Source organism: Allobosea sp. FG18 (assembly GCF_057809495.1).
In genome coordinates this window covers 84,343-111,159 of sequence record NZ_JBMDKB010000012.1, presented here as the reverse complement: position 1 = coordinate 111,159, position 26,817 = coordinate 84,343, and the positions used below count along the sequence as shown (strand labels likewise).

Here is a 26,817-nt window from a genome sequence, read left to right as displayed (position 1 = left end):
GGCGGGCCTTGAACCCGCACTGGAGACTGAGAAATGGCAGCGGTCCAGGAGACCATCGATCAGGTCAAGTCGATTGACGTGACCGAGTACAAATACGGCTTCGTCACGGAGCTGGAGGTCGAGAAGCCGGCCAAGGGCCTCACCGAGGACACGGTCCGCTATATCTCGGCGCGCAAGAACGAGCCGGAATGGATGCTGGAATGGCGGCTCGACGCCTTCCGCCGCTGGAAGACCATGACCGAGCCGACCTGGTCGCGGGTGAACTATCCGCCGATCGACTACCAGGACCTCTACTATTACGCGGCGCCGAAGAAGGGCGCCTCGCCCAAGTCGCTCGACGAGGTCGATCCGGCCATTCTCGAGACCTACAAGAAGCTCGGCATCCCCTTGCGCGAGCAGGAAATCCTGGCCGGCGTCGCGCCGGAGAACCGCGTCGCGGTCGATGCGGTGTTCGACTCCGTCTCGGTGGTCACGACCTTCAAGAAGGAGCTGGCGCAGGCCGGCGTGATCTTCTGCTCGATCTCGGAAGCGATCCAGGAGCATCCCGAGCTGGTGAAGAAGTACCTCGCGACCGTCGTTCCGGTGACGGACAACTATTTCGCGACGCTGAACAGCGCGGTCTTCACCGACGGCTCCTTCGTCTACATCCCCAAGGGCGTGCGCTGCCCGATGGAGCTGTCGACCTATTTCCGCATCAACGAGCAGAATACCGGCCAGTTCGAGCGCACGCTGATCATCGCCGACGAGGGCGCCTATGTCAGCTATCTCGAAGGCTGCACGGCGCCGAAGCGTGACGAGAACCAGCTCCACGCCGCGGTGGTCGAGCTGATCGCGCTCGACGATGCCGAGATCAAGTACTCGACCGTGCAGAACTGGTTCCCCGGCGATGCCGAGGGCAAGGGCGGCATCTACAATTTCGTGACCAAGCGCGGCGATTGCCGCGGCAAGAACTCGAAGATCTCGTGGACGCAGGTCGAGACCGGCTCGGCGATCACCTGGAAGTACCCGTCCTGCATCCTGCGCGGCGACGGCTCGCGCGGCGAGTTCTACTCGATCGCGGTGTCGAACGGCATGCAGCAGGTCGATAGCGGCACCAAGATGCTGCATCTCGGCAAGAACACGACCTCGAAGATCATCGCCAAGGGCATTGCCGCCGGCAAGTCGGACTCGACCTATCGCGGCATCGTCTCGGCGCATCGCAAGGCAACGGGCGCGCGCAATTTCACCAATTGCGACTCGCTCCTGATCGGCGACCAGTGCGGCGCGCACACCATCCCCTATATCGAGGCCAAGACCGCGACGGCGATCTTCGAGCACGAGGCGACCACGTCGAAGATCGGCGAGGACCAGATGTTCTACTGCCAGCAGCGTGGCCTCTCCGAGGAGGAGGCGGTGGCGCTGATCGTCAACGGCTTCGTCAAAGAGGTGCTGCAGCAGCTCCCGATGGAATTCGCCGTCGAGGCGCAGAAGCTGATCACGATCTCGCTCGAAGGCTCGGTTGGATAAGGGCGGTCTTCCCGCACGCGCTGCGGCACAGGGTGCCGCTGCGCAGATGCGGGGCCGCATCGGAATAATCACTGGACATAACGATCCCGGGTCTGCGGCGCAGCACTTCGTGCCGCACCGCGCACGGGATGACACAGGAACGAAACAATGCTCGAAATTCGCAATCTGGTCGTCAAGATCGCCGACGAGGACAAGCAGATCCTGAACGGCCTGAATCTCACTGTGAACGACGGCGAGGTCGCCGCCATCATGGGGCCGAACGGCTCCGGCAAGTCGACCCTGTCCTACGTCATCGCCGGCAAGGAGGACTATGAGGTCCTCGACGGCGAGATCCTGCTCAACGGCGAGAACGTGCTGGAGATGGAGGCCGATGCCCGCGCCGCCGCCGGCATCTTCCTCGCCTTCCAGTACCCGCTGGAAATCCCCGGCGTCGCCACCATGACCTTCCTGAAGGCAGCCATGAACGCGCAGCGCAAGGCGCGCGGGCAGGATGAGTTGCTGACGCCGGACTTCATCAAGCAGGTCAACGCCGCCGCCGACAAGCTCGGCATCGCCAAGGACATGCTGCGCCGTCCGCTCAATGTCGGCTTCTCCGGCGGTGAGAAGAAGCGCATGGAAATCCTTCAGATGGCTCTGCTTTCGCCGTCCATGTGCATCCTCGACGAGACCGATTCCGGCCTCGATATCGACGCGCTGCGCATCGTCGCCGAGGGCGTCAACGCTCTCCGCGACAAGAACCGTGGCTTCCTCGTCATCACCCACTATCAGCGTCTGCTCGACCATATCGTGCCGGATACCGTCCACGTCATGTCGCAGGGCAAGATCGTGAGGACCGGCGGCAAGGAGCTGGCGCTGGAGCTCGAGAAGTCGGGCTATGCGGCCTATGGGGAGGCCGCCTGATGGCCATCGTCACCCCGCTGAAGACGGCGGCCGAACAGCAGCTCGTCCAGCAATACGCTGACAGCAAGGCCGAGCTGCCGGGCGGCCCGGCCGTACGCAAGCTCCGCGAGGATGCTTTCGCCGGCTTCGAGGCCAAGGGCCTGCCGCATCGCCGGCTCGAATCCTGGCGCTATACCGACCTGCGCACGCTGCTGCGCGAGGCGCGTCCGCTCGCCGGCGGTGCTGCTGTTACGGCGGCGGTCAAGGCTCGCCTCGCCGCGCTGAAGCTCGACGGCCTGCGCCTCGTGCTGGTCGACGGCATCTTCGCGCCGGAACTCTCCACGCTCGACGCGATCCCCGAGGGCGTCTCGGTGCAGTCGCTCGCCGATGCGCTGGTGTCGCAGCGTGAGGACCTGACCCGCATCCTCGCCGGCCCCTCGGTCGGCCATGACGACATGGGTCTTGCGCTCAACACCGCGCTGATGCGCGACGGCGTGTTCGTCGAGATCACTGAGGGCGTCGAGCTGGAGCAGCGGATCGTGATCGTCGCGCTCGCTTCGGGCGAGGAAGAGCGGGCGGTGTTCCACCGCTCGGTCGTGCTGGCCGGCAAGGGCGTCAAGGGCACGATCGTCGAGGTCAGCGAAGCCGCGGGCGATGCCGCGCAGCAGATCAACGGCGCCATCGTCTTCGAGACCGGCGACGAGAGCGAGGTCCAGCATGTCCGCATCGTTACCCGCCAGCAGGCGGCGACGGTCGAGGTGCAGAGCCTCCTCGCCACGGTCGGGGCTCACGCGAAGTTCGATTCCTTCGCGCTGATCTGCAATGCCGGCACGGTGCGCCTGCAGCATTTCGTCCGCTATGCCGGCGAACACACCGAGATCGGCCTGCGCGGCGTCAACCTGATCAACAAGGCGCAGCATTCCGACGTCACGCTGATCGTCGATCACGAGGTGCCGCACGGCACCAGCCGCGAACTGTTCAAGACGATCGCAGGCGGCGAGGCGACCGGCGTGTTCCAGGGCAAGGTCATCGTGCGCAAATACGCGCAGAAGACCGATGGCGGCATGAAGAGCAACGCGCTGCTGCTCAACGACGGCGCCTCGATGTACAACAAGCCCGAGCTTGAGATCTTCGCCGATGACGTGGTCTGCGGCCATGGCGCGACGGTCGCGCAGATCGATGGCGAGCAGCTCTTCTACCTGATGGCGCGCGGCCTGCCGCGCCCGCAGGCCGAGGCGCTGGTGCTGCAGGCTTTCGCCGGCGAGGCGGTCGAGTTCATCACTGATGAGGATGTGCGCGATCTCGTGATCGGCGAGGTCGAGTCGTGGCTGAAGGCCCGCGAGGCCGCTTCCGAGGTGAGCACCGTCTGATGCCCTACATCAATCTCCAGATCACGAAGGGCGCATCGCGCCAGCAGAAGGCGCAGATCGTGAAGGAATTCACGGAAACGCTGGTCAAGGTGCTCGGCAAGAACCCGCAGAACACCCATATCGTGATCCAGGAGATCGAGCGCGAGGATTGGGGCCATGGCGGCGAACTTGTCGCCGACAAGGCTCCTGCTTCGCCCGGAAAGGCCTGAACCGATGAACGCGCTGGCGAAGCCCTACGATGTCTTGGGCGTCCGGAAGGATTTCCCGATCCTGAGCCGGGAAGTTTACGGAAAGCCGCTGGTCTATCTCGACAACGCCGCCTCGGCCCAGAAGCCGGAAGCGGTGATCGAGGCGATGACGCGGCTGATGCGGGAGGACTACGCCAATGTCCATCGCGGCCTGCACTATCTCGCCAACGCTTCGACGGAAGCCTATGAGGCGGCTCGCGAAAGCGCGCGCCGCTTCCTGAACGCGGCGCATCTGGAGGAGATCGTGTTCACGCGCTCCTCCACCGGTGCGCTCAACACCGTCGCATCCTCGCTCGGGCGCTACCTCAAGATCCAGGAAGGCGACGAGATCATCCTCTCGATCCTGGAGCACCATTCCAACATCGTGCCCTGGCACTATTGGCGCGAGCGCCATGGCGCCGTGATCAAATGGGCGCCGATCGACGAGGACGGCAATTTCCTCATCGCGGAATTCGAGAAGCTGATCTCGCCGCGCACCAAGGTGGTGTCGCTGACGCAGATGTCGAACGCGATCGGCACGATCATCCCGATCGCCGAGGTCGCCGCGATCTGCCATTCCTATGGCATTCCGCTGGTAGTCGACGGCAGCCAGGGCGCCGTGCACATGCCGGTCGACGTGCAGGCGCTGGGCTGCGATTTCTACGCTTTCACCGGCCACAAGACCTATGGGCCGACCGGCTCGGGCATCCTCTGGGGCAAGAAGGAATGGCTCGACAAGCTTCCGCCTTACGAGGGCGGCGGCGAGATGATCGTCACCGTCAGCGAAGACAGCGTGACCTATAACGACCCGCCGCATCGCTTCGAATCCGGCACGCCGGCGATCGTCGAGGCGGTGGGCTTGGGCGCTGCGCTCGACTACATGATGGCGCTCGGCCGCGAGAACATTGCCGCGCACGAGGCCAGGCTCGGCGCCTATGCGATGGAGCGGCTCGGCGAGATGAACTCGATCCGCATCTTCGGCAAGGCCCGCGAGAAGGGCGCGATCGTCGCCTTCGAGATGAAGGGCGCCCATGCCCATGACGTCGCGACCGTGATCGACCGCGCCGGTGTCGCAGTCAGGGCGGGTACCCATTGCGCCATGCCGCTTTTGGCACGATATGGAGTGACATCGACCTGCCGTGCCTCCTTCGGGCTCTACAACACGCTCGAAGAGGTGGACAAGCTGGTCGATGCCCTGCGGAAGGCCGAGAGCCTGTTCGCCTGACCGGGATTTGAAGAAATGACCGACAGCGTCGCCGAAGACATCAAGCCGAACGCCCCCGCCATGGGCAAGGGCGCCGCGCTGCCGCCGGAAGAGATCGACCGGCTGACGGACGATATCATCGCCGCCCTGAAGACGGTTTACGACCCCGAGATCCCGTCGGACATCTACGAGCTCGGCCTGATCTACCGCGTCGACATCGCCGACGACCGGCAGATCACGATCGACATGACGCTGACCGCGCCGGGCTGCCCGGTGGCCGGCGAGATGCCGGGCTGGGTCGAGAATGCCGTCAGCACGGTGCCGGGCGTCGCCGGCGTCACCGTCAACATGACCTTCGATCCGCCTTGGGACCAGTCGCGCATGTCCGACGAGGCCCGCGTCGCGCTCGACATGTGGTGAGCGCGAAGCCGGCTCTTGAGCGCGCGCTTCACCCCGGCTGAGCTGACGATCGTCAGGCGCGCCTTTGCGGCGCAGGTCTTGGCTGCTGCCGGCGTCGAGGGCAATGCGGCGCTATTCGAGGCCTTCGCCAGCGTGCCGCGCGAGGACTTCGTCGGGCCGGCGCCCTGGCAGGCGGTTCGGCAGCGCGCTTATGGCTCTGTGGTCTCCGACGATCCGGTCGTGCTCTACCAAGACGTCAACTTCGCCCTGTCGCCGGGGCGGGGCGTCAACAATGGCAGCCCGACCCTGCATGCGAGCTGGCTCGACGAACTTGGTCCGCTGGCCGGCGCGCGGGTCGTGCATGTCGGGGCCGGGACAGGGTACTACACTGCCTTGCTGTCGCGTCTGGCCGGCAAGGACGGCCGCGTTCTCGCGATCGAATACGACCCTGAACTCGCTGATCGCGCCCGGCGCAATCTGGCCGGTTTCGAGAATGTGTCGCTGATCACCGGCGATGGCACGGCAACCGTGCTGGAGCCGAGCGACGCGATATATGTCAATTTTGCCGCCGGTCGGCCAGCCGATCACTGGATCGAGGCGCTCGCGCTTGGTGGGCGGCTCGTCTTCCCGCTGGGCGTGCCCGGCCGCAAGCGCGGAGCCACCGGCGGACAGCATGCCGGCGGGGCCGGTTTCCGGATCGAGCGGGTGGCAGGCGGCTTCTCCGCGACCTGCCTCGGGCCGGCCTTCTTCGTCTATGCCGAAGGGGCGCTGGCGCCATCGACCGAAGATGGAGAGGCGCTGCGCGAGGCCTTCAAGGCGGGCGGCGTCGAATTCGTCCGGAGCCTTCGCTGGCAGGAGGCGGCGGTTCCGGGGCGATCCTGGTTCGCCGGCGCGGGCTGGAGCCTCTGCTATGACGAGCCAGCCGCTTCCGAACGGTGAGCGTTGCGCTGGCCGTGACGCCGGCGTGATGAAACGTATTCCATCGCTTCATTGGCGTTGAGGTTGTTTCGCTGGCACGAAGGGGGCGCTATCCGCTCTTGGAGCCCGCCATGACCAGCTTTCCCTACGAGACCGTCGACGTCTTCACCGATCGTCCCTTCGGCGGCAACCAGCTCGCCGTGTTCACCGATGCGCGCGGGTTGTCCGATGCCCAGATGCAGTCGCTCGCGGCGGAGATGAACTACAGCGAGACGACCTTCGTCCTGCCGCCGGACGATCCGGCCAACGACGCGCGCGTGCGCATCTTCCATCGCACGGCCGAGATGCCGTTCGCCGGCCACCCGAATGTCGGCACGGCCTGCGTGCTGGCCCGCCACGGCCGCGACCGCAACGGCGTGCTGCGCTTCGAGCAGATGGCCGGGCTGGTCGAGATCGCGGTGGAGCGGGATGCCGCTGGTGCCGTGACCGGCGCTGTCATCGCCGCGCCGCAGGCGCTTTTGCTCGGGATAGAATTGCCGGTCGACGGCATCGCCGCCTGTGCCGGCGTAGCGGCGTCCGATATCGTCACCAGTCGCCACAAGCCGGTCCAGGCATCGCTCGGCGTGAGGTTCGTGCTGGCGCAGGTCACACCGGCCGCGCTGACCGGCGCGACTCCCGACATCACCGCCTTCCGCAAGCTGGAGGGGCAGAATCCCGAATTGCAGGGGCGGCTCTCGCTGTTCCTCTATGCCCGCGACGGCAATGCCATCCGGGCGCGGATGTTCGCTCCGCTGGCCGGCACCTGGGAAGACCCGGCCACCGGCAGCGCCAGCGCAACGCTCGGCGCATTGCTCCTGTCGCTCGATGGCGGCGACGAAGCCGCCTACAGCATCACGCAGGGCGTCGAAATGGGGCGCCCGAGCCTGTTGAACGTCACATCGCGCCGCGCCGCCGACGGGATCCGTTCGCGGGTCGGCGGCGGCTGCGTGCCGATGTTCCGCGGCGAGGCGCTGCTATAGGCACTATAGGCATTACCTTTGTCATTCCGGGGCGCGCCACAGGCGCGAACCCGGAACCCACGACGGGGTGAGACATTCGATGCCGGGTGGTGGATCGCTCGCCCGGTCGTGGGTTCTGGGTTCTTCGCTTCGCGAAGCCCCGGAATGACAGACGTGGAAGCGAACCTGCAACCACCTCTGTCGCCTAACCCAGCCCCAGCTCCGCCCGCACCCGCTTCGTCAGCCCGGCAGCGGCGAGGCGGTGGCTCTCGGCGAGATAATCGCGCAGGGCATCGTCCGGCATGCTCTCGCCGGTGAGCCACTGAATCCATTTCATGCCGCGCGAGGCGAGATAAGGCGCGGGCCTGAGGCCCGGTTGCTCGCGCAGGATGTCGAAACCCATCGGGGAGCACTTGAAGGACACGGCCATCTCGCCATCCTCCTGCTGCCGGCCGATGGCGAAGACCTTGCCGCCGACCTTCCAGACATCGGCGCCGCCCCATTGCACGACATGGCTGGTGGCCGGCAGCGAGGCGCAGAAGGCGTTGTAGACTTCGGGCGACATGCTCTCAGTAGCTTTCGGCGTCGAGGCCATGCTGCCTGGCGGCAGCCACGATCTGCGACCAGGTTTCGTCGTCGAGCGGGATGCCTGCCGCCTGCCGCTCGATCCTGACCTTGCGCTCTTTGTCACCGGGCGCCAGCACCGGATTGGCCGGGGCCATCGGCTTCGCGGCACGGACGAAGGCGAGATAGCTTTCGGTGCGGCTGCGGCGCAGCTCCGCGTCCGGCTCGAGCCGGGCGGGGTCGATGATGACGCCGAAGAGCGAATTGATGACCCAGGTCTTCTGCGGCTTCTGGTCGATGCGGGCGGCGCCCATCAGGCCGGCCGAGAGCAGTTCGGCGATCAGCGAGAGGCCGGCGCCCTTATGGTCGCCGAAAGGCAGGAGCGCGCCGAGCGGATGATCCGGGCTGGCGAAGACATGAGCGGGGTCGGTAGTCGGGCGGCCCTCGCCGTCGATGATATAGCCGGGCGGCACCTGCTCCCCCTTGTTGAGGGCGACGCGTGCCTTGCCATGGGCCATGCGGCTGGTGGCGAAGTCGAGGATCAGCGGGTCGCCGCCGGGCACGGGGATGCCGATCGCATGGGGATTGGTGCCGAAACGGGCTTCCTTCGCCGCATAGGGCGCGACGATCGGCGGACGGCCGGCGACATTGACCCAGAAGAAGGAGATCAATCCGGCGTCGGCCGCGACCTCGGCATAATGGCCGATGCGGCCGATATGATGGGAATCGAGCAGGTTGACGATGGCGACGCCGCCGGTCTGCGCCATGGCGATGGCACGGTCGACAGCATTGCGGGCGTTCGGCTGGCCGAGCGCGATCTTGCCGTCGATGATCAGGAAGGGCGCGGCGTCGACGCGCGTCTGCGGTTGCGAGGCCGGGCTGAGATTGCCGTCCGCCAGCGACTGGAAATAGAGCGGCAGCATGCCGACGCCGTGGCTGTCATGGCCGCTGAGATTGGCGAGGACGAGATGATCGGCAGTCTCCTGCGCTTCGGCATCGGTCCAGCCGGCCTTCACGACCATGTCGCGGACGAGGGCATGCAACGATTCGGGGCGATGCAGACGATGCGCCATGGGTTTCCTGCCGTTTGGAAGAGGTCTTGTCGGAAGAGGTCGTGGAGCCTCGGGGATTCTTAAGCGCCAGAGTGCATGAGCCGGATCGTTCCGCAATGCGTGGGGCGGGCAGGGGCCGGATCGTGGGCGCATGGCGCGCGGTCGGCATCTCGACGAAAGCCCTGCCGATCCCTATGTTGTCGGGAACAATCTTGCTTCACCGGGCCTTGAACCCGGTCGAGGAGGGAAACAGATGTTTTCGATACCGGGCCTCAAGGTCATTTCGCTGACCGACGCCGCGGCGGCCCGCATCCGCGAGATCATGGCGCAATCCTCTGGTGGGGACGCCCTGGCGCTCGGCCTCAGGGTCGGCGTCAAGAAGGGCGGCTGTGCCGGCATGGAATATACCTTCGAGATCGCGCGTGCGCTCGGCAAGGGCGATGAGGTCGTGACCGACAAGGATGCGACGGTGGTCGTGGATGCCAAGGCCGTGCTGTTCCTGCTCGGCACCGAGCTCGACTTCAAGACCGACCGGTTCTCATCGACGTTCGTCTTCAACAATCCCAATCAGGTCTCGGCCTGCGGCTGCGGCGAATCCGTCGAGATCAAGCCGCGCAGCGAGAGCGTGCTGACGGCGCCCTGAGGCAGGCGACGCCTCGCTCAGGCGACGCGGCTTGCCGTCTCCACGACATCTTCGGTGACGGTGCGGTTGCGGCCGTCGCGCTTGGCCTGCATCAGGGCCTGGTCTGCCCGGTCGACCAAGGAGCCCGCGGTGTCGCCGCGACGATAACTGGCGACGCCGAGCGAGATGGTGATGCGACCGAGATTTTCATTCGTCGAGCGCTTGATCAGTTCGCGGGTGAGCAGTGCCTGACGCACCGTCTCGGCACCGAACTTGCCGGCGATCAGGTCTGCCTCGGGCAGGATGATGGCGAATTCCTCGCCGCCGAAGCGGGTGATGACCGCCTTGTCCTTGAATTTGTCCTTCATCGTGCGCGCGACGAGACGCAGCACCTGGTCGCCAGTCAAATGGCCATGGGCATCGTTGAAGCGCTTGAAGAAGTCGATATCGGCCATGACCAGCGCGAAGGGCTCGCGGCGCAGCGTCGCCTGATCGATCGACTTCTGCAGCATCTCCTCGAAATGGCGGCGGTTGGCGAGCCCGGTGAGCGGATCGGTCAGGGCCTCGGCGCGGGTCGATTCGAGGGCTTCGCGCAGGTTACGGATCTCGTTGGAGCTGTTGCGCAATTCCGCTTCGAGCTGCGCCTTGCGCGTGACTTCCTCGCGGGTCGACATCACCAGAGCCTCGACCCATTCGCGCAGCTTGTGACGGTCCGTCGGCGGCGGCACATCCTCGGACATCGCGCAGAGCCGGCCGTGATAGAGTTCGCTGGAGCCAAGCGCCTTGTCGACCAGACCCATCATCGCGTCGATCTCGCCGAGCACCTGCAGGCTCGTGCGCTCGGCCTGGCGCGAGAAGCGCTCGGTCGAGATGAAGCGTTCGTAGAGGCTGTCGATATCGGCGGCACTGACCTGACCGTCACTGCCGGTGAGGATCGCGCTCATCGCGACGCTGACGGCCGGCATCTCGCCGCTGAGATGGGCGTACCAGACCTCGAAGGCGCGCGGATAGCTCGGCGAGCCATGCTGTCGCATCGCCGCGACGACGCGCTCGGCGAGATCGTCAGTGCGGGCGGGAACCGAAACCAGGTCGTCCATGCCTTCGCCATCCGGTATGAAGCCGGTTCGCGGCCTTCGGCCACGTCAGCTTCGATTGACACAATCGAAGCGGGACATCCTGTCCGTATATACGGCGGCATGCGCCCGTTCGCCGCGAAGGTCATTCCATCGCTGCGAAGGGCAATCTAGGTCGATGTCGTTAAAAACGAGTTGATGCTGTTACGTTAGCCGACGCGTGCCGGACGCAGGAGGAAGGCCGGGACGTGATCGCCCAGGCCCTTCACCTGCGGGCCGTCATCGTCGTCGCGCGTACGGGGTGCACGGGAGCGCCGGGGTTCGTCCTGATTCCGCGCTACGGGCGGTGGCGCTGCCGTCTCGGAATCGGGCCGGATCGGCACGCGGCGCGGCTTGCGCTGTGTGTCGGCCACGTTCTCATCTGTATCCGAGCGCGAGGCACCGGATTCCGCGCGTGCGCTGCGCTCGGGACGGCCGCGACCACCACGCGACGAGGAACGTTTGTCGTCCCGGCGGCCACCGCGACGCTCGTCGCGCGGCTCGCCCGGAGGCAGTCCATCGAGGCCGGGGCCTTCGAAGGCGATGGTCTGGCCGGTCAGCTTCTCGACGGCGGAGACGAGCTTGTCGTCATGACGCGTGACGATGGTGAAGGCTGAACCGAGTCGCCCGGCGCGGCCGGTGCGGCCGATGCGGTGGACATAGTCCTCGGCATGGGTCGGCACGTCGAAATTGAAGACATGGCTGACGGCGGGGATATCAAGGCCGCGCGCCGCGACATCGGAGGCGACGAGGATCGGGTTCTCGCCGGTCCGGAACGATTCCAGCGCCGCCATGCGGGCATACTGGTCCATGTCGCCATGGAGCGCGACGGCGGGGAAGCCGTGGCGTTGCAGCGACTTGTGCAGCGTCGCGACATCGCGCTTGCGGTTGCAGAAGACGATCGCGTTCTGCAGGTCGGTGGCGCCCTTGATCAGCTTGCGCAGCGTCTCGCGCTTCTCGAAATCCTGGGAATTGGAGGCGATCAGGCGCTGGGTGATCGTCGCGGCGGCAGTGGCCGGGCGGGAGACCTCGACGCGGACCGGATTGTGCAGGAACTGCTCGGAGATGCGGGTGATCTCGGGCGGCATCGTCGCGGTGAAGAACAGCGTCTGCCGGGTGAAGGGAACAAGTTTGCAAACCCGCTCGATGTCCGGGATGAAGCCCATGTCGAGCATGCGGTCGGCTTCGTCGATGACGAGGAGCTCGACGCCGGTGAGCAGCAGCTTGCCACGCTCGACATGATCGAGCAGGCGGCCGGGCGTCGCGATCAGCACGTCGACGCCGCGGGTGATCTTGGCATCCTGGTCGCCGAAGGAGACGCCGCCGATCAGCAATGCGACCGAGAGCTTCTGGTTGACGCCGTAGCGAACGAAGTTCTCCTCGACCTGGGCGGCGAGTTCGCGCGTCGGTTCCAGGATCAGGGTGCGCGGCATCCGGGCCCGGGCGCGGCCGGTTTCCAGGATGGTCAGCATCGGCAGCGTGAAGGCCGCGGTCTTGCCCGTGCCGGTCTGGGCGATGCCCAGAACGTCCTTGCGAGCAAGGACATGCGGAATGGCCTGGGCCTGGATGGGGGTCGGCGTGTTATAGCCTGCGGCCGTGACGGCCGTCAGAACCTTTTCACTCAAGCCGAGTTCGGCAAATGACATCGCGTATGCTGCTTCTTCTGGGTCGGTGAAACGCGGCGGGATGACCTGCTCAACCACCACGTTGGCGCGACGACAGTTCCTGCGCGCCTTCGGACTCGTGTGGAATGCAAAGAAAACGCGGCAAAGTCAATCATCTAGCCTTGAAAGGACTGCTTTAACCTCATGAAGGAGCCGCTCGTTCTCGTTCCCGGCCTGAGTTGCAACGCCGCGCTCTACGCTTCGCAATGGCCCGCGCTTGCCGATGGGCGCCCGATCTTCGTCGCCGATCACGCCCGTGACGAAACGCTTTCGGCCATCGTTCAGCGCCTGCTTGCGGCCGCTCCGCCGCGTTTTGCGCTCTGCGGCCTGTCGATGGGCGGTTATATCGCGTTCGAGGTCCTGCGGCAGGCGCCGGAGCGCGTGACACGGCTCGCCTTGCTCGACACCAGCGCCAGGCCGGCGACGCCCGAGACAAACCTGCCGCGCGAGCAGATGATCGCGCTGGCCGAGAAGGGCGCCTTCGACAATGTCACCACGCTGCTCTGGCAGAAGCTGGTCGCGCCGGCGCGCCTGGCGGACGAGCCATTGCGCCTGCTGGTGCGCCGGATGGCCGACGAGGTCGGGGTCGACGGCTTCGTGCGCCAGCAGAAGGCGATCATGCAACGGCCGGATTCAAGGCCGGTGCTGGCGGGGCTATCGATCCCGGTGCTGGTGCTGGTCGGAGCGGAGGATGAGATCACGCCCGTCGCCGAGGCGCGGGACATGGCCGGTCTCGCCGGCGCACGCGCGCGGCTCGCGATCGTTCCCGGCTGCGGCCATCTGTCGACGCTGGAAGCGCCGGAGGCTGTGACGGCGGAATTGCTGCGCTGGCTCGGCTGATCGCGCTCAGCGGGGCAGGGCGCAGGGGTCGAGCTTCGCTGCGTTCGCCGCCTGGGTGATCGAGCCCGTGATCATCGGGTCGATCGCTTGGCGCTTCGAGGCGGCGAGGCTGACCTGTGCCATGCGCTCCTTGTCGAGCGAGGCGGTCTGGCTCGACAGGAAATTCGCGGCAATGACCGACAGGAAGGCGATGGCCGCTCCCGCCTTGGCGATGTCGGCGGCGATGGTGCCGCGATTGTTCTTCCAGAACATCTCGATCAGGCGCATGGCGCACTCTCCGCGGCCCGTGAGGTCACGAGCTTTGCGTCAACATGCGCCCCCAGCAGTAAAGGGATGGTTAGCCAAGTCTTGCCGGTTTCCCGGCGACTTTAAGGATCGTCGGTCTTCTCGACGGTTCGGCCAGCCAGGAGGGCCTGGCGCTCCTTGAAGAGCTTGCGCAGAGCCGTCAGCACGGCGGCGACGCCCGGCCTGCGGCGCGAGACCTCGTGCGAGACCAGGAAGATGTCGTCGCCGGTCTGCTCGGGCGGCGGCGCTAGACGGCGCAAGGTCGGATCGGCATCGCCCATGAAGCAGGGCGCCATCGACAATGCCCCTGACGAGCGGATGCTTTCGTAGCGGGCGGCGGAATCGCCGACGCGGGCTGCGATCGGCCGGCCGGCGGCATAGGCCATGATGTGATCGTCGATCCGCGAGGAGGTTTCGCGGTTGACGGAGATGATCGGCGCGGTCGCGGGATCGATGTCGCGACGGACATAGAGCGCCTGCATCAGGCGCCCGACCTTCTGGGCGTAATGGCCGGGCTCACCCGGAACCCTGGTCATGCGGAGCGCGATATCGGCTTCGCCACGCGCCAGATCGAGCCGGTTGCGCGTGCTGATGATGACGATCTCGACGCCGCCAGCCGCTTGCGAGATCGCCGTCGCGTTCATCGTCAGGAGCAGGCTGATCGAGGTTGTCGCGGTGATGCGGACCGGCGCATCGGCTTGCGGGCGGGCTGCATCGGCGCGAATTGCGAAGCGTCTTGCGGCAGTCTCGACGAGGGCGGCCTCGGCCGCGAGCTCCAAGCCGACGGTGGTCGGCACGAGCCGGTTGGCCTCGCGGGTGAAAAGCTGCAGGCCGAGAGCGGTTTCGAAGCCCTTGAGCCGGCGCGCGACGGTCGCTTCGCTCAGTTCGAGCTGTGCCGCTGCCACGGCCATCGACCCACCGACGGCGATGGCGTTGAAGATCCGGATGTCGTCCCAGGACGCCTGTCCGGCTGGCGATGCCAGTTCACCGTCGCGTCGAGATGGAGGGGAAGCAGGCTCGCCCATGCCGTCAGCGGCCAATCCCAGGTGGTGTGGTGTCGGCGGTCATGACGGTCCGGGGTGTGATGAGGGTTCGGCATGCGCGAACCCTGCCGGGAAACTGTGTGCCGGGCAGCCCGCCGGGCCTGAGCCCCAGCCCTGCAAACATGCAGGGCTTGGCGCTCACAGGTCGATCAGTTCGCCGGCAAAGGCGGCGCGTTCCTGAATGAAGATGAAGCGCGCTTCCGGCTTGTTGCCCATCAGGCGCTCGACCGTGTCGGCGGTCTCCTCCTTGGCCTCGTGATCGACCATGACCTTGAGCAGGATGCGCTTGCTCGGGTCCATGGTGGTTTCCTTGAGCTGGGCCGGCATCATCTCGCCGAGGCCCTTGAAGCGCGAGATTTCCGGCTTCTTGCCCTTGAACACGGTCTCGATCAGCTCGTCCTTATGGGCATCGTTGCGGGCATAGATGCTCTTGCCGCCGTGCTGGAGCCGGTAGAGCGGCGGCACGGCGAGATAGAGGTGCCCCTTCTCGATCAGGCGCGGCATCTGGCGCCAGAAGAACGTGACCAGCAGCGAGGCGATATGGGCGCCGTCGACATCCGCGTCGGTCATCACGATGACCTTCTCGTAGCGCAGGTCGTCTTCGCGGAACTGGGTGCCGATGCCGCAGCCGAGCGCGAGGATGAGGTCGGCGAGCTGCTGGTTGGCATTGAGCTTCTCGCGCGTCGCATTGGCGACGTTGAGGATCTTGCCGCGCAAGGGGAGGATTGCCTGGTTCGAGCGGTTGCGCGCCTGCTTGGCCGAGCCGCCGGCCGAGTCGCCCTCGACGATGAAGAGCTCGGAGCCGGCCGCGCCTGCATTCGAGCAATCGGCGAGCTTGCCGGGCAGGCGCAGCTTACGCGTCGCGGTCTTGCGCGAAACTTCCTTTTCGAGGCGCCGGCGCAGGCGCTCCTCGGCGCGGTCGACCGACCAGTCGAGCAGGCGCAGGGCCTGTTGCGGCGCGGCGGCGAGCCAATGGTCGAAGGCGTCGCGCATCGCGTTTTCGACGATGCGATGTGCTTCCTGCGTCGCGAGCTTGTCCTTGGTCTGACCCTGGAATTCGGGCTCGCGGATGAAGACCGAGAGCATGGCGGCACAGGTCGCCATGACGTCGTCGGTGGTGACCTGCGCCATGCGCTTGGACTGGCCGATGCGCTCGGCATGGTCGCGCAGGCCGCGCAGCAGGGCGATGCGCAGGCCCTGCTCGTGGGTGCCGCCCTCGGGCGTCGGGATCGTGTTGCAATAGGAGGAGGAGAAACCGTCCTCGCCGGTCGCGAGCCAAGCCACCGCCCATTCCAGCGAGCCGTGGCTGCCTTCCTTGGTGATCTTGCCGGAGAAGATTGGTTCGGCGACGAGATCCTTACCCTCGATCTCGCGGCCGAGATAGTCGCGCAAGCCGCCGGGGAAGCGGAACACGGCCTCGGCGGCGACATCGCCTTCCGGCTTCAGCAGCGACGGCGCGCAGGTCCAGCGGATTTCGACGCCGCCGAAGAGATAGGCCTTGGAGCGCGCCATGCGGAACAGGCGGGCGGGGGAGAAATGCGCGCCTTCGCCGAAGATCTGCGCATCCGGGTGGAAGCGTACACGGGTGCCGCGCCGGTTGGCGACGGCGCCGACGGTCTCCAGCGGCCCCTGCGGCAGGCCGCGCGAGAAAATCTGGCGATAGAGCGTCTTGCCGCGCGCGACCTCGACCTCGAGCCGGTCCGACAGCGCGTTGACGACGGAAACGCCGACGCCGTGCAGGCCGCCCGAGGTCTCGTAGGCCTTGGAATCGAACTTTCCGCCGGCATGCAGCGTCGTCATGATGACTTCGAGCGCCGATCTGCCGGGGAATTTCGGGTGCGGATCGACCGGAATGCCGCGGCCGTTATCGGTCACCGCGATCGAGCCGTCCTCGAACAACTCGACATCGATGAAGGTGGCGTGGCCCGCCACCGCCTCGTCCATGGCGTTGTCGATCACCTCGGCGAAGAGGTGGTGCAGGGCGCGCTCGTCGGTGCCGCCGATATACATGCCCGGCCGGCGGCGGACCGGCTCCAGTCCTTCGAGGACCTCGATCGCCGAAGCGTCGTAGCCGGCCTCGGACAGCGTGCCGTTGCGGGCGGGTGCGGCAGCGGTCGCCGCCGCCTTGGGGCTCGCGGCAGGCGGGCGCGCTTCCGGTCGCGGGCTCGCCGCGTCGGGCCGCTCCGGTTCTCCGCCGAAAAGATCGCCGTTATCCGCCATTGCCACCAATTGCTTCCTGATTCGCGACTGTGAACTCTAACGCATCGTGCGCCGCCATGCCCTGTCAGGGGCAGCTTATAGACACCTCATCCGAGGATCGAAACCGCTTCGTCGCCGCAGAGCACCCGCCCGTCACATCCCTGTCGTCGAGATCGGGAAGAGCGAGGTGGAACGGGTCCGTTCAGGCCACGTTAACCATCGGAGCCGAGGATGATCAGCACGATCTGGCCTATGCGGATTTCCGCAATGCGCTATGATCGGTCGGAAGGGGGGAAGGCCGTGGCGTCGCGTCAGTCAGTGCCGGTTGCGGGTATCGCGGGTCTGCAGCGTGCTGCACGCCTCGCCGGCGAATCCTTCGGTCATGAGGATGTGATCGGCACGCCCCTGGCGACGCACGATCCGCACGCCGCGCGCTGGCTCTGGTGGCTGGCCGCGATCGCCGCTTCGGCCGGGCTGGCGGTTCTGCATTTCTCCTGAGTGTCTGATCGAAAATTCGAGCCCTCATCCTGAGGAGCCGCCATTTCTGACGAAATGGCGGCTCCTCAGGATGAGGGCTGAGGGAATAGCCGGCGAGATAAAGACGGCACCGCTCCTCCAGCGCGGAAATATCAACCTTTTTGCCCTAGGTCTGCGGTCGGAGGGCAATCCGATGTGCTGCGCCATCGCGAGGGATTTCAAGGCGGCCAATAGCGGCGCGCGGCTGTGCGCCGTGGCTGGCCTGGGCTGAGCAGGGCGTCGCGCCGGTGGGTCAGCTCGTCGCTCTCGGAGCCTATGTCTATCAGGCCGTGCTGGCGCTCGTGCTGCTGCTGCTGGTCTCGCGCATCCTGCCGCCGCAGGAATTCACGCATTACTCGCTCTTCGTCACGATCAGCCAGTTCGCCAGCATCGCCGTCTTCGAATGGATACGGTTCTCCTGCAGCCGGTTCTACCCCGGCGCCGACGAGGCGGCGCAGCGCTCGGTGATCCTCTATGCCTTCGCTGCCTGTGCCGGGCTTTGCCTGCTGGCGGGCGGAGGCGTTCTCGCGTCGGGCATCATCTCCGCGGGCATCGCCGTCGGCGGCGCCTTGGTGGCGGTATTCCAGGGCGGCACCGAGCTGCATCTGACGATGCTGCGCTTTCGGCAGGACTTCCGGCTGTTCTCGACCCTGCAAGCCGCCCGCGCGTCGCTGCTGGCGATCGGGACGGTCGGCGGAGTTCTGCTCGTTCCGACGCTGTCCGGCGCGGTGGCCGGCATGCTGGCCGGAGGCCTCGCCTATGTCGTGCTGGCGCGGCTTGCCGGCGGCTCCCTGGCGCAGGGGCTCCGGCGCCCGCAGCGCCATCTCGTGACGAAATACCTGGCCTATGGCGGCGTCTCGGCCGGAGCATCAGTCGCTAGCCTGCTGGCGCCGCTCGGGCTCAAGACGCTGATCACGGCCATGATCGGCAGCCAGGGCGCGGCCGGCGCGTTGCTGGCGCTCGACCTGCTGCAGCGGCCCTTCGTCCTGGTCGTCTCGGCGCTGCATGCGATCCGCTATCCCGAACTGGTCGCTAGCTATGACCGGGAGCCGGGCTCGCCGGCATTCCGTGAGCGCCTCGGCGGCTATTACGGGCAATTGGCGAATTGCTCGCTCGTGGCGGCAGCCGTGATCCTGTGCCTGCTGGCGCCGGTTGCCGCCTGGCTGGTCAAGGCCGAGCTGCGCGAGGCCTTCCTGCTGGCCGCGCCGGCCGTGACGATCCTCGCGCTGCTGCGGGCCTGGGTCCAGAACCTGCTGCCGACGCCGGCGCATCTGGCGCAGCGCCTGCGGCCGATCATCGGGCTCGCCGTTGCTGACGCCATCCTGCTCAACCTGAGCGCGCTCGCCGGCTGGACCCTGTCCGGCGGCTCGCTGGCCGGGCTGCTCTATAGTGGTGCCGCCGGGGCGGCCGTCGCCGTCATGCTGGGGACGCCGCTCTTCCTGTCGATGCCGTTCCGCTGGCCGCGATTCACGCTGGGCAGCGCGCTTGCCGCGCTCGCCGTCGCGGGGATCGCCAATGGCGGCACCCCGCAGACATCGTTGCCGGTGTCTCTGGTGGTCTTCCTGCTGTGCATCCCGCCGACGGTCGCGACCGTCACCGCATTGCTCCAGCGCCAGGACGCGTCGCCGAAGATGTCCTGACGGGCGCGGTCAGGGCTGCGGTGCCGCCATCTCCGACAGGGTCGACAGCAGCGCCCCGGCGCTCTTGTCCCATGAAAAGCGGGCGAGATTGGTCCGCGCCTTCTCGGCCAGTCCGGGCGCATCGCCGCCGGCGTCCATGATCCCGCGCATGGCATCTTCGAGGCTCGCCCGATTGCGCGGATCGAAATAGAGCGCCGCCTCGCCGCAGGCCTCGCGGACCGCCGGGATATCCGCCGCCAGGACCGGGCAGCCCTGCGTCATCGCTTCGAGCGGCGGGATGCCGAAGCCCTCGTAGAGGCTCGGAAAGACGAAGGCGCGGGCGCGGCGTTCGAGCGCGATGATCTCGGCATCGCTCAGGCGTCCGGTGAATATCAGGTTCTCGGCGCTTGCCGGCGCGTCGGCCTTGAACACGCCGCTCCTGTCGAGCGCGCCCGCGATGACGAGCTTCCAGCCGCGGTCGCCGAGGGCATCGAAGGCGCGGATGGCGAAATCGACATTCTTGTTGGGCTTCAGGGTGCCCAGCATGAAGAAGAAGTTAGTGCCGTCGAGCCCGAGGCGCCGCAGGACGGTTTCGTCCGGGATGAGCCCGGAGAAATGGTCGGTAGCGTTGTAGATCACCGCGATCTTGTCCGGCCGGACCCGGAAGATCGTGCCCAGCTCGCCGCGCGAGAACCGTGAGACGGTGGCGATGCGCGCGGTGCGCGTCAGCCCGAAGCCGAGCGCCTTATGGGTAGCGCGATAGGCCCGGCTGAAGGCTTCCGGATGCCGGAAGATGGTGACGTCATGGATGACGACGAGCTGGCGGCGGTGGAGCAGGGGGCCGCTGCCGCCGAAGCCGACGAGGATGTCTCCCGCCGCCCGGCGCGCGAGCGCGGTCTGTTCCCAGAGATGGCCGGAGAACGGCCCGAAGCGCTTCAGCGCGATATGCCGGAACTCATGGGTCTGGGGGACGTCCATGGGCGCGAGCAGGCGCCAGCGCGCATTCTTCAGCCGATCGGGAAGCGCGCCTGCGCCGATCCGCTGGTCGAGCGCCCTGGTCAGTTCCAGCGCAAAGCGCTGCACGCCGGTCAGCGGCTGGCCGAGAAACCGCCCGTTGATCGAGATCGTCTGCACATCCTGGGTCTGCAAGTTCGGGGCACCGTCATCCAGTCGTTCTCCGCCGAACCTGCCCGATCACGCATGAAGGCGAGGTTACCCAGCGCCACGGGCCCCGCGCCCAATGAAAAAGCCGGGGCGTCGCCGCCCCGGCCTTGATCGTCTTGGGGGTGTCGGCCGGTGCCTGCGCGACCGGCCGGAAATCCCTCAGTAGGAGTAGTACATCGCGAACTCGACCGGGTGCGGCGTCATCTCGAAACGCGCCACATCCTGCATCTTGAGTTCGATATAGCTCTCGATGAAGTCGTCGGAGAAGACGCCGCCGGCCTTGAGGTAGGCGTTGTCCTTCTTGAGCGCTTCCAGCGCCTCGCGCAGCGAGCCGCAGACGGTCGGGATCTTCTTCAGCTCGCGCGGCGGCAGGTCGTAGAGGTCCTTGTCCATCGCCGGGCCGGGATCGATCTTGTTCACGATGCCGTCGAGGCCGGCCATCATCAGGGCCGAGAAGGCGAGATAGGGGTTCGCCATCGGATCGGGGAAGCGGACCTCGACGCGCTTGGCCTTCGGCGAGGTCGTCCACGGAATACGGCAGGAGGCCGAGCGGTTGCGCGCCGAATAGGCGAGCAGCACCGGGGCCTCATAGCCCGGGACGAGGCGCTTGTAGGAGTTGGTCGAGGGATTGGTGAAGGCGTTCAGCGACTTGGCATGCTTGATGATGCCGCCGATGTACCAGAGGCACTCCTGCGACAGGTCGGCATACTTGTTGCCGGCGAAGAGCGGCTTGCCGTTCTTCCAGATCGACTGGTGGACGTGCATGCCCGAGCCGTTGTCGCCATAGACCGGCTTCGGCATGAAGGTCGCGGTCTTGCCGTAGCTCTGGGCGACGTTGTGGATGCAGTACTTGTAGGTCTGCAGCTGGTCGGCGGTCTTCACCAGCGTGTCGAACTTCATGCCGAGCTCGTGCTGGGCCGAGGCGACCTCGTGGTGGTGCTTCTCGACGGCGACACCCATCGAGGCCATGGCCGCGAGCATCTCGCCGCGCATGTCCTGCGCCATATCCTGCGGCGGAACCGGGAAGTAGCCGCCCTTGGTGGCGATGCGGTGGCCGAGATTGCCGCCCTCGTAATCGGTCATGCCGTTGGTCGGCAGTTCGGCGGCGTCGAGCTTGAAGCCCGTGTTGTACGGGTCGGCCGCGATCTTGACGTCGTCGAAGATGAAGAACTCGGCCTCGGGGCCGACATAGACGGTGTCGCCGATGCCGGTCGACTTGAGATAGGCCTCGGCCTTCTTGGCGATGCCGCGCGGGTCGCGGCTATAGGGCTCGCCGGTGGCGGGCTCGAGCACGTCGCAGTTGATGACCATGGTCGCGGCCGAGAAGAACGGGTCCATCACGGCGGTCGTCGGATCCGGCATCAGCAGCATGTCGGACTCGTTGATCGCCTTCCAGCCGGCGATCGACGAGCCGTCGAACATCGTGCCCTCGGCGAAGATGTCCTCGTCGATGATGCTGACGTCGAAGGTCCAGTGCTGCCACTTGCCGCGCGGGTCGGTGAAGCGGAAGTCGACGTATTTGACGTCGTTGTCCTTGATCGCCTTGAGGACATCCTTGGCGCTTTTCATTTCAGCAATTCCTCTTGCCAGCCATGTTCACATTCACGCTGCCGCACCCGGCTCCAATCCGGCCTGCGGCTCGTTATTCGATGAGGAGGGAGAAGTCCTCAGATCGCGTCCGCGCCGGTCTCGCCGGTGCGGATGCGGATCACCCCCTCGATGGTCGATACAAAAATCTTGCCATCTCCGATCCGGCCGGTCTGGGCGGCCTTCATGATGGCCTCGATGGCGCGATCCAGCATGTCGTCGGCGAGCACGATCTCGATCTTCACCTTCGGCAGGAAGTCGACGACGTATTCGGCGCCGCGATAGAGCTCGGTATGGCCTTTCTGGCGGCCGAAGCCCTTGGCTTCCAGCACCGTGATGCCCTGCAGCCCGACCTCCTGGAGAGCCTCCTTCACCTCGTCCAGCTTGAAGGGCTTGATGATCGCTTCGATCTTCTTCATGCGCCGACCGGCCTCCCTTGCGTCTCGAGCTCCGGCCGGGGCCGGACTGTAACTGATGGCACCCTTGGGCGCGGGAAAGAGCCCCGCTGCCTCGGACGCCTGCAACCCTGCTTCTGCTCATAGCATTGGCGCCGACGCCCCGCCATGCGGCAGCGCCCGCGAAGGCGCCCGACGAAAAGGCAATAAACAGCACAAAAAATGAGCATATGCGCATCTGTTGATCATAAGCGGCATTCCGTCGCAACTTGCGGCCTGCCGGGCGCCGCCCGAAGATGCGGCATGGACGACAAGAGCGCCGGCATGACGGGCAAGGCGGAACTCGCCCTGCTGACCACGCAGCAGATGGCGGCGGCCGATCGCGTCGCGATCGCGGCCGGCACGCCCGGCATCGTGCTCATGGAGCGCGCGGGCCGCGCGGTGGCGGATGCCGTGCTCGGGCGAGCAGGGGCGGGAGGCTCCGTCACGCTGCTCTGCGGGCCTGGCAATAATGGCGGCGATGGCCTTGTCGCGGCGCGCCTCCTGCGCGAGCGGGGGCTGACGGTTCGCGTCGTCCTGCCAGGTGCTGCGGATGGCTTCAAGGGCGATGCCGCGACCGCGTTGGCGCGCTGGGACGCTCCGGTCGAGCCGCCGGGCGCGCTCGGCGATGCGCAGTGCGATGTCCTGGTCGATGCCATGTTCGGGGCTGGCCTGACGCGTCCGTTATCCGGGGCCTTCGCCGACGCGGCGGCGTTTCTCAACAATGCTGGGCGTCCGGTCATCGCCGTCGACATACCGAGCGGCGTGTCCGGCGATACCGGCAGGGCGGACGGCATCGCCGTCAAGGCGAGCGAGACCGTCACCTTCTTCCGGTTGAAGCCGGGGCATCTGCTCCAGCCGGGGCGGTCGCTCTGCGGCCCGGTGACGGTCGCCGATATCGGCATCCCCGCCCGGGCGGCGCTTGAAGCCGTCGGTTCGACGGCTTTCCGCAACGACCTCGCGCTCTGGCGTCGTGCCTGGCCGGAGCATGCGGCCGAGACGCATAAATTTCGGCGCGGTGCCGTCGCGGTGCTGGCGGGCGGCGTCGCGGGCGTCGGAGCGCCGCGGCTGAGCGCGCGCGCGGCGCTGCGGATCGGGGCCGGGCTGGCAACCGTTCTGTGCGAGCCGGAGGCCCTGCCGGTCCATGCGGCGCGCGGACCGGATGCGCTGATGCAGCGAGCGGTGGCCGATCGCGGGGCGCTGGAGGCGTTCCTCCGGGATCGACGGGTGTCGGCCATCCTGGCCGGGCCGGCTCTCGGTCTCGACCGACGGGCGGAGGATCTGGTGCGCGCCGTGATCGGGAGCGACAGGCCTGCCGTGTTCGATGCCGATGCCCTGACGGCGCTTGCCGGCTTTTGCGATGGCGGCGCGGTCCTTCTCCGCGATCGCGGCGGCGAGACTGTGCTGACGCCGCATGAAGGCGAATTCCAGCGCCTGTTCGGCAAGGCGCCGGCCATTGCCTCGGAGCCCTCGAAGCTCGAGCGGGCCCGAAAGGCCGCGGCGCTGTCGGGGGGCGTCATCGTCTACAAGGGGGCCGATACGGTCATCGCCGCCCCGGACGGGCGCGCCGCGATCAACGAGACCGGATCGGCTGCGCTGGCGACGGCGGGGTCCGGCGACGTGCTGGCCGGGCTGATCGCCGGCCTCCTGGCTCAGGGCATGCCCGCGTTCGAGGCGAGCTGCGCGGCTGTCTGGCTGCATGGCCTCGCCGGTGAGCGGCTGGGAATGGGGCTGATCGCCGACGATCTGCCGGAGGCGATCCCGTCGCTGCTGCGGACCATCCTCGCGGCCTGATGTCTGCCAGCGGGAGAGCCCCAGGCAGACAGAAGAGCCCGCCCCGCTTTCGCGGAGCGGGCCTGCTCGACGGGGCAGTCACGCCACGGCGATGGGCCGTCAGGTGCCCGCGTAAGTCACGCTCGGCGCGGACTTGAGCTGGTCCTTGGTCATCGTGATCTTGCCGTGATCCGGATACATGGCCGGCGCCTTCGGGGCCGCCGCGGCCGGCGGCGGGGAGGCCATGCCGCCACCCGTGCTGCCGGCGCTGCCGGACGGAGCGGGCGCCGGAGCCGGTGGCGCGATCGGCTGGTCGCTCCAGTTCACCTGATCGAACGGAACCGCGACGTCCTTCGAGCCGATGCCGAGGAAGCCGCCGACGCCGATCGTGACCATCTCGACCTTGCCGGTCTTGTCGACGATCACCTCTGTGACGTCGCCGACCTTATTGTCGTCAGGCCCGTAGATGTCGACGCCGATCAGCTTGCTGGTGCGCCACTTGCCCTTGCCGGCCAGATTGGTCTCGGCCGCTGGGCTGGCGGTCGCCTGCGTCGCGGTCGGCGCGGAGGGCGCCGCGGAGGGCGGCGTCGGTGCGCTGGTCTGGGCCATGGCAGCCGTGGCGAGCATTGCGACGCCAACGGTGGACAACATGAAGTGATGATGCCTGATCATATCTTCCTCCAGAGTGTTTCCGCTTAAAGCGGCTCGCATCGACAACAGTTCTGAGGCGAATTTGTTCAGATTGGAGATCCGTTAATTCCGACTATCGGGCGATTTATTTGGGGTGTCCGCTCAAGCGAATGGCATGACCCATCGTCCCGGCAGATTGATCTTTGCCTTGTCGGATATTTGCTAGCCGAGTGGAGCTGTGCTCCAATGCCGCATCCATGGAAACGCCGCCGCCGCGGGCGCTGTTCCGCCCTCGGTTTTACGAGGTGCTCTGATGTCGGCAGTCCCTGTCACGCTTTCGGTCGACGAGCGCACGCTGGCCGTGCTCGACCGTCATATCGAGCTCCATCGACAAGGGCGTTCGCGCGCCGATGTCATCGCGGAGATTCTGGCCATATGGGCGGCCAGCCCGGAGCGTTCCGCGGAGCCGGATGAGGGCCTGCGCCCCGAAGAGCTCAATGCGAGCAATGATTCCTGAAGCCGGGGCCGAGCCTTCGCATCAGTCGTCGGCGTCGTCGCGCCGCAATTCGAAGGCGAGCATGGCTTCGGCCAGCGCCTGCAATTCACGCTCCTTGTCCGTGCCGTCCGGCATTGCGTTCAGCTCTTTCGCGCGCTGCTGCGCGCGATCGTAGTCTTCCTCGGTGTGGATCACGATGGGCAGCTTCACGGGGAACAATCTCCTCTGTGGAGAGGGGGCATGGACCGGCCGGCACGCCGCCCTCTCGAGACGTTAGAGCCAATCCGGCGTCGAGCCGAACGCCGGGCCTCGCGAATCGGTTCCTCACGCTGCAGGTCGTTGCACGACCGCGTGCCGTCATGTCGTGTGTCTCTGGGGAGCGGAGAGGAAATGTCGACTTAAGCCTTCGGCAAGGGCGGGGCGGGCATGATGAGCGCTCCCCATCAGGATGCAAGGTGCCGAGAGGGCAGGCGATGCGAGGTTTTCTGTTTCCGGCCTGCCTGGCGGCGGCGATGGCTGCGGCCGGCGGGCCGGCATCCGCCTTCTGGCAGCGCTCGCAGGTCTCGGCCTGTTCGGATGCCACGACCGATGCGGAGCGCCAGCGTCTGCGCTGCTGGGAGCTGAACGCCTATGCCGATCCCGGCTGGCCCGCGCTTGGCGGCGCCGGCGGCGCTTACCTGATGCCCGCACCGGCGATCCGCCCGGGCCACGGGCACAAGGGCGGTGGCGTGACCCGACGGCTCGGGTGAAAGATGTGAGGAAGAGAGCCGGTCACGACCAATCTACACGGAACGTGTTGACCGCCGCCGCTCCGCTCCGTATTCAGCGGCCCGGTGAGGGCGGGTAGCTCAGTGGTAGAGCACGTGACTTTTAATCATGTGGTCGTGGGTTCGATCCCCACCCCGCTCACCATATAAGAAGCTGATTTTGCTGATATAATTTCAAATCAAGCTGAGCGAGGGGTCTCGATTTTTCCCGTCGCACGTCGCACGTCGTACGTCGCATGATCAGCCCGTCACGATTCTGGGATGAACGATGACGGTCGAGAAGTCTGCTACCAAATCAGAAATCAATATCGCTGTTCGAGAACAGCAGCGTCTATGGCTTGAGGATGCCAGGAGCAGAACCGGCCTAAGCTGGTCGCAGCTTGCTGAGCGCTCTGGCCTGACGCCGTCGACGCTGCTTCGCTTCATCAAGAACGGCAAGATGCACGGTGGCCTGCTATCGGCTCGCACGGTGGCAGCTGTAACAAGTTGCGTAGAGCAGCTTAGCGATCAGCGCGCAACCTTTAGCCCGCCTCCATCAGGGAGGCTGTCAGAGGCCAGGCCATGCAAGCTCGATCCCCTTAGTCTTATGGGTGCGTATTTTTCCCAAGCACTTGCGAACAATGCTGACCTATCTCTCTGGGAAATCTCCACATCCGCGCTTGTGAACGTCGGCTACCATCCTGGCGATATACTCGTTGTTGACGCTCGTTCGGTCGCATCTTCGGGTGATATCGTGTTCGCGCGCTTGTACCGCTGGGCACCACAGAAGACCGAACTGGTCTTCAGGATTTTCGAGGAGCCCTATTACCTTGTCGCCGCCTCCTCAGATCCCGGTCTGCACAAGCCGATGGTCGTTGACCACGACAACACCCTTATTCTCGGGGTCGTGGTTTCATCGGTGCGGCTTAGGCGAAAAGCCGAAGTTCGCCGGGAATGATGCGACAAACAC

28 protein-coding genes and 1 tRNA gene are annotated in these 26,817 nt (G+C 66.3%); 17 read left to right on the top strand and 12 right to left on the bottom strand.

Annotated elements, in window-relative coordinates; all coding sequences use genetic code 11:
- Positions 1–33: 33 nt before the first annotated feature.
- The 8 genes from sufB (at position 34) to ACODTJ_RS14950 (ending at position 7,522) form a co-directional block, all read left to right on the top strand.
- Entirely contained in the window at positions 34–1,506 is a 1,473-nt protein-coding gene (sufB, locus tag ACODTJ_RS14985) for a Fe-S cluster assembly protein SufB (RefSeq protein ID WP_454656858.1), read from the top strand.
- Between the two features lie 147 nt (positions 1,507–1,653).
- Positions 1,654–2,406: a Fe-S cluster assembly ATPase SufC gene (sufC, locus tag ACODTJ_RS14980; protein ID WP_454656859.1), complete on the top strand. Its 753-nt coding sequence runs from the start codon at positions 1,654–1,656 to the stop codon at positions 2,404–2,406.
- Positions 2,406–3,755, top strand: coding sequence for a Fe-S cluster assembly protein SufD (gene sufD / locus ACODTJ_RS14975; RefSeq protein ID WP_454656860.1), 1,350 nt, complete (start codon positions 2,406–2,408; stop codon positions 3,753–3,755). Before sufC ends, sufD begins: the two co-directional genes overlap by 1 nt.
- The gene (locus tag ACODTJ_RS14970; RefSeq protein ID WP_291668402.1) at positions 3,755–3,964 is read left to right on the top strand and encodes a tautomerase family protein; all 210 of its coding nucleotides are present in this window, start codon (positions 3,755–3,757) and stop codon (positions 3,962–3,964) included. Before sufD ends, ACODTJ_RS14970 begins: the two co-directional genes overlap by 1 nt.
- Before the next feature lie 4 nt (positions 3,965–3,968).
- Positions 3,969–5,207, top strand: coding sequence for a cysteine desulfurase (locus ACODTJ_RS14965; protein ID WP_454656861.1), 1,239 nt, complete (start codon positions 3,969–3,971; stop codon positions 5,205–5,207).
- Positions 5,208–5,222: 15 nt separating this feature from the next.
- On the top strand, positions 5,223–5,606 hold the full coding sequence (locus ACODTJ_RS14960; protein ID WP_454656862.1) for an SUF system Fe-S cluster assembly protein: 384 nt from the start codon (positions 5,223–5,225) through the stop codon (positions 5,604–5,606).
- Positions 5,607–5,621: 15 nt separating this feature from the next.
- Positions 5,622–6,524 (top strand): protein-L-isoaspartate O-methyltransferase family protein, encoded by a 903-nt coding sequence (locus ACODTJ_RS14955; protein ID WP_454656863.1) that lies wholly within the window; start codon positions 5,622–5,624, stop codon positions 6,522–6,524.
- 110 nt (positions 6,525–6,634) lie between these two features.
- On the top strand, positions 6,635–7,522 hold the full coding sequence (locus ACODTJ_RS14950; RefSeq protein WP_488849249.1) for a PhzF family phenazine biosynthesis protein: 888 nt from the start codon (positions 6,635–6,637) through the stop codon (positions 7,520–7,522).
- Between the two features lie 184 nt (positions 7,523–7,706).
- Here ACODTJ_RS14950 and ACODTJ_RS14945 read toward each other — a convergent pair whose 3' ends face one another.
- Both ACODTJ_RS14945 and ACODTJ_RS14940 read right to left on the bottom strand, forming a co-directional pair.
- On the bottom strand, positions 7,707–8,066 hold the full coding sequence (locus ACODTJ_RS14945) for an MmcQ/YjbR family DNA-binding protein (RefSeq protein WP_454656865.1): 360 nt from the start codon (positions 8,064–8,066) through the stop codon (positions 7,707–7,709).
- Between the two features lie 4 nt (positions 8,067–8,070).
- Positions 8,071–9,138 (bottom strand): malate/lactate/ureidoglycolate dehydrogenase, encoded by a 1,068-nt coding sequence (locus ACODTJ_RS14940; protein WP_454656866.1) that lies wholly within the window; start codon positions 9,136–9,138, stop codon positions 8,071–8,073.
- Between the two features lie 232 nt (positions 9,139–9,370).
- Between ACODTJ_RS14940 and ACODTJ_RS14935 the strand changes: the two genes are divergently transcribed.
- A complete protein-coding gene (locus ACODTJ_RS14935) occupies positions 9,371–9,760 on the top strand; it encodes a HesB/IscA family protein (protein ID WP_454656867.1) in 390 nt (129 codons plus the stop codon).
- A gap of 17 nt (positions 9,761–9,777) precedes the next feature.
- Here the strand turns inward: ACODTJ_RS14935 and ACODTJ_RS14930 are convergent, their stop codons facing one another.
- Positions 9,778–10,836 (bottom strand): GGDEF domain-containing protein, encoded by a 1,059-nt coding sequence (locus tag ACODTJ_RS14930; protein WP_488849247.1) that lies wholly within the window; start codon positions 10,834–10,836, stop codon positions 9,778–9,780.
- Between the two features lie 185 nt (positions 10,837–11,021).
- Positions 11,022–12,497, bottom strand: coding sequence for a DEAD/DEAH box helicase (locus ACODTJ_RS14925; protein WP_454656869.1), 1,476 nt, complete (start codon positions 12,495–12,497; stop codon positions 11,022–11,024).
- Positions 12,498–12,659: 162 nt separating this feature from the next.
- On the opposite strand from ACODTJ_RS14925, the gene ACODTJ_RS14920 reads away from it, so the two are divergent.
- Positions 12,660–13,355, top strand: a complete 696-nt coding sequence (locus tag ACODTJ_RS14920) for an alpha/beta fold hydrolase (protein ID WP_454656870.1) — start codon at positions 12,660–12,662, stop codon at positions 13,353–13,355.
- Between the two features lie 6 nt (positions 13,356–13,361).
- On the opposite strand, the gene ACODTJ_RS14915 is transcribed toward ACODTJ_RS14920, so the two are convergent.
- The 3 genes from ACODTJ_RS14915 to parE form a co-directional block, all read right to left on the bottom strand.
- Positions 13,362–13,622, bottom strand: coding sequence for a hypothetical protein (locus tag ACODTJ_RS14915; protein WP_454656871.1), 261 nt, complete (start codon positions 13,620–13,622; stop codon positions 13,362–13,364).
- 101 nt (positions 13,623–13,723) lie between these two features.
- Positions 13,724–14,665, bottom strand: a complete 942-nt coding sequence (locus ACODTJ_RS14910) for a LysR family transcriptional regulator (protein WP_454656872.1) — start codon at positions 14,663–14,665, stop codon at positions 13,724–13,726.
- 156 nt (positions 14,666–14,821) lie between these two features.
- Complete coding sequence (parE, locus tag ACODTJ_RS14905; RefSeq protein WP_454658991.1) at positions 14,822–16,903, bottom strand: DNA topoisomerase IV subunit B; 2,082 nt, start codon at positions 16,901–16,903, stop codon at positions 14,822–14,824.
- A 210-nt stretch (positions 16,904–17,113) separates the two neighbouring features.
- Between parE and ACODTJ_RS14900 the strand changes: the two genes are divergently transcribed.
- Positions 17,114–17,380, top strand: coding sequence for a hypothetical protein (locus tag ACODTJ_RS14900; protein WP_454656873.1), 267 nt, complete (start codon positions 17,114–17,116; stop codon positions 17,378–17,380).
- 266 nt (positions 17,381–17,646) lie between these two features.
- On the top strand, positions 17,647–19,038 hold the full coding sequence (locus ACODTJ_RS14895) for a hypothetical protein (protein ID WP_454656874.1): 1,392 nt from the start codon (positions 17,647–17,649) through the stop codon (positions 19,036–19,038).
- A gap of 9 nt (positions 19,039–19,047) precedes the next feature.
- On the opposite strand, the gene ACODTJ_RS14890 is transcribed toward ACODTJ_RS14895, so the two are convergent.
- The 3 genes from ACODTJ_RS14890 to ACODTJ_RS14880 all read right to left on the bottom strand — a co-directional run bounded on the left by ACODTJ_RS14890 (position 19,048) and on the right by ACODTJ_RS14880 (position 22,187).
- Positions 19,048–20,166, bottom strand: coding sequence for a glycosyltransferase family 4 protein (locus ACODTJ_RS14890; protein ID WP_454656875.1), 1,119 nt, complete (start codon positions 20,164–20,166; stop codon positions 19,048–19,050).
- A 174-nt stretch (positions 20,167–20,340) separates the two neighbouring features.
- Complete coding sequence (gene glnA / locus ACODTJ_RS14885; protein ID WP_454656876.1) at positions 20,341–21,750, bottom strand: type I glutamate--ammonia ligase; 1,410 nt, start codon at positions 21,748–21,750, stop codon at positions 20,341–20,343.
- Between the two features lie 98 nt (positions 21,751–21,848).
- Positions 21,849–22,187 (bottom strand): P-II family nitrogen regulator, encoded by a 339-nt coding sequence (locus ACODTJ_RS14880; RefSeq protein ID WP_265059502.1) that lies wholly within the window; start codon positions 22,185–22,187, stop codon positions 21,849–21,851.
- A gap of 279 nt (positions 22,188–22,466) precedes the next feature.
- Here ACODTJ_RS14880 and ACODTJ_RS14875 point away from each other — a divergent pair, with 279 nt between their 5' ends.
- Positions 22,467–23,996 (top strand): NAD(P)H-hydrate dehydratase, encoded by a 1,530-nt coding sequence (locus ACODTJ_RS14875; RefSeq protein ID WP_454656877.1) that lies wholly within the window; start codon positions 22,467–22,469, stop codon positions 23,994–23,996.
- A gap of 99 nt (positions 23,997–24,095) precedes the next feature.
- Here the strand turns inward: ACODTJ_RS14875 and ACODTJ_RS14870 are convergent, their stop codons facing one another.
- A complete protein-coding gene (locus ACODTJ_RS14870; RefSeq protein ID WP_454656878.1) occupies positions 24,096–24,626 on the bottom strand; it encodes a PRC-barrel domain-containing protein in 531 nt (176 codons plus the stop codon).
- Between the two features lie 292 nt (positions 24,627–24,918).
- Here ACODTJ_RS14870 and ACODTJ_RS14865 point away from each other — a divergent pair, with 292 nt between their 5' ends.
- Positions 24,919–25,122: a hypothetical protein gene (locus ACODTJ_RS14865; RefSeq protein WP_454656879.1), complete on the top strand. Its 204-nt coding sequence runs from the start codon at positions 24,919–24,921 to the stop codon at positions 25,120–25,122.
- 21 nt (positions 25,123–25,143) lie between these two features.
- Here the strand turns inward: ACODTJ_RS14865 and ACODTJ_RS14860 are convergent, their stop codons facing one another.
- Positions 25,144–25,311: a hypothetical protein gene (locus tag ACODTJ_RS14860; RefSeq protein ID WP_454656880.1), complete on the bottom strand. Its 168-nt coding sequence runs from the start codon at positions 25,309–25,311 to the stop codon at positions 25,144–25,146.
- Positions 25,312–25,574: 263 nt separating this feature from the next.
- Here ACODTJ_RS14860 and ACODTJ_RS14855 point away from each other — a divergent pair, with 263 nt between their 5' ends.
- The 3 genes from ACODTJ_RS14855 (at position 25,575) to ACODTJ_RS14845 (ending at position 26,805) form a co-directional block, all read left to right on the top strand.
- Entirely contained in the window at positions 25,575–25,850 is a 276-nt protein-coding gene (locus ACODTJ_RS14855; protein WP_454656881.1) for a hypothetical protein, read from the top strand.
- Between the two features lie 88 nt (positions 25,851–25,938).
- A tRNA-Lys gene (locus tag ACODTJ_RS14850) sits at positions 25,939–26,013 on the top strand.
- A 123-nt stretch (positions 26,014–26,136) separates the two neighbouring features.
- Complete coding sequence (locus ACODTJ_RS14845; protein WP_454656882.1) at positions 26,137–26,805, top strand: LexA family protein; 669 nt, start codon at positions 26,137–26,139, stop codon at positions 26,803–26,805.
- Positions 26,806–26,817 lie beyond the last annotated feature (12 nt).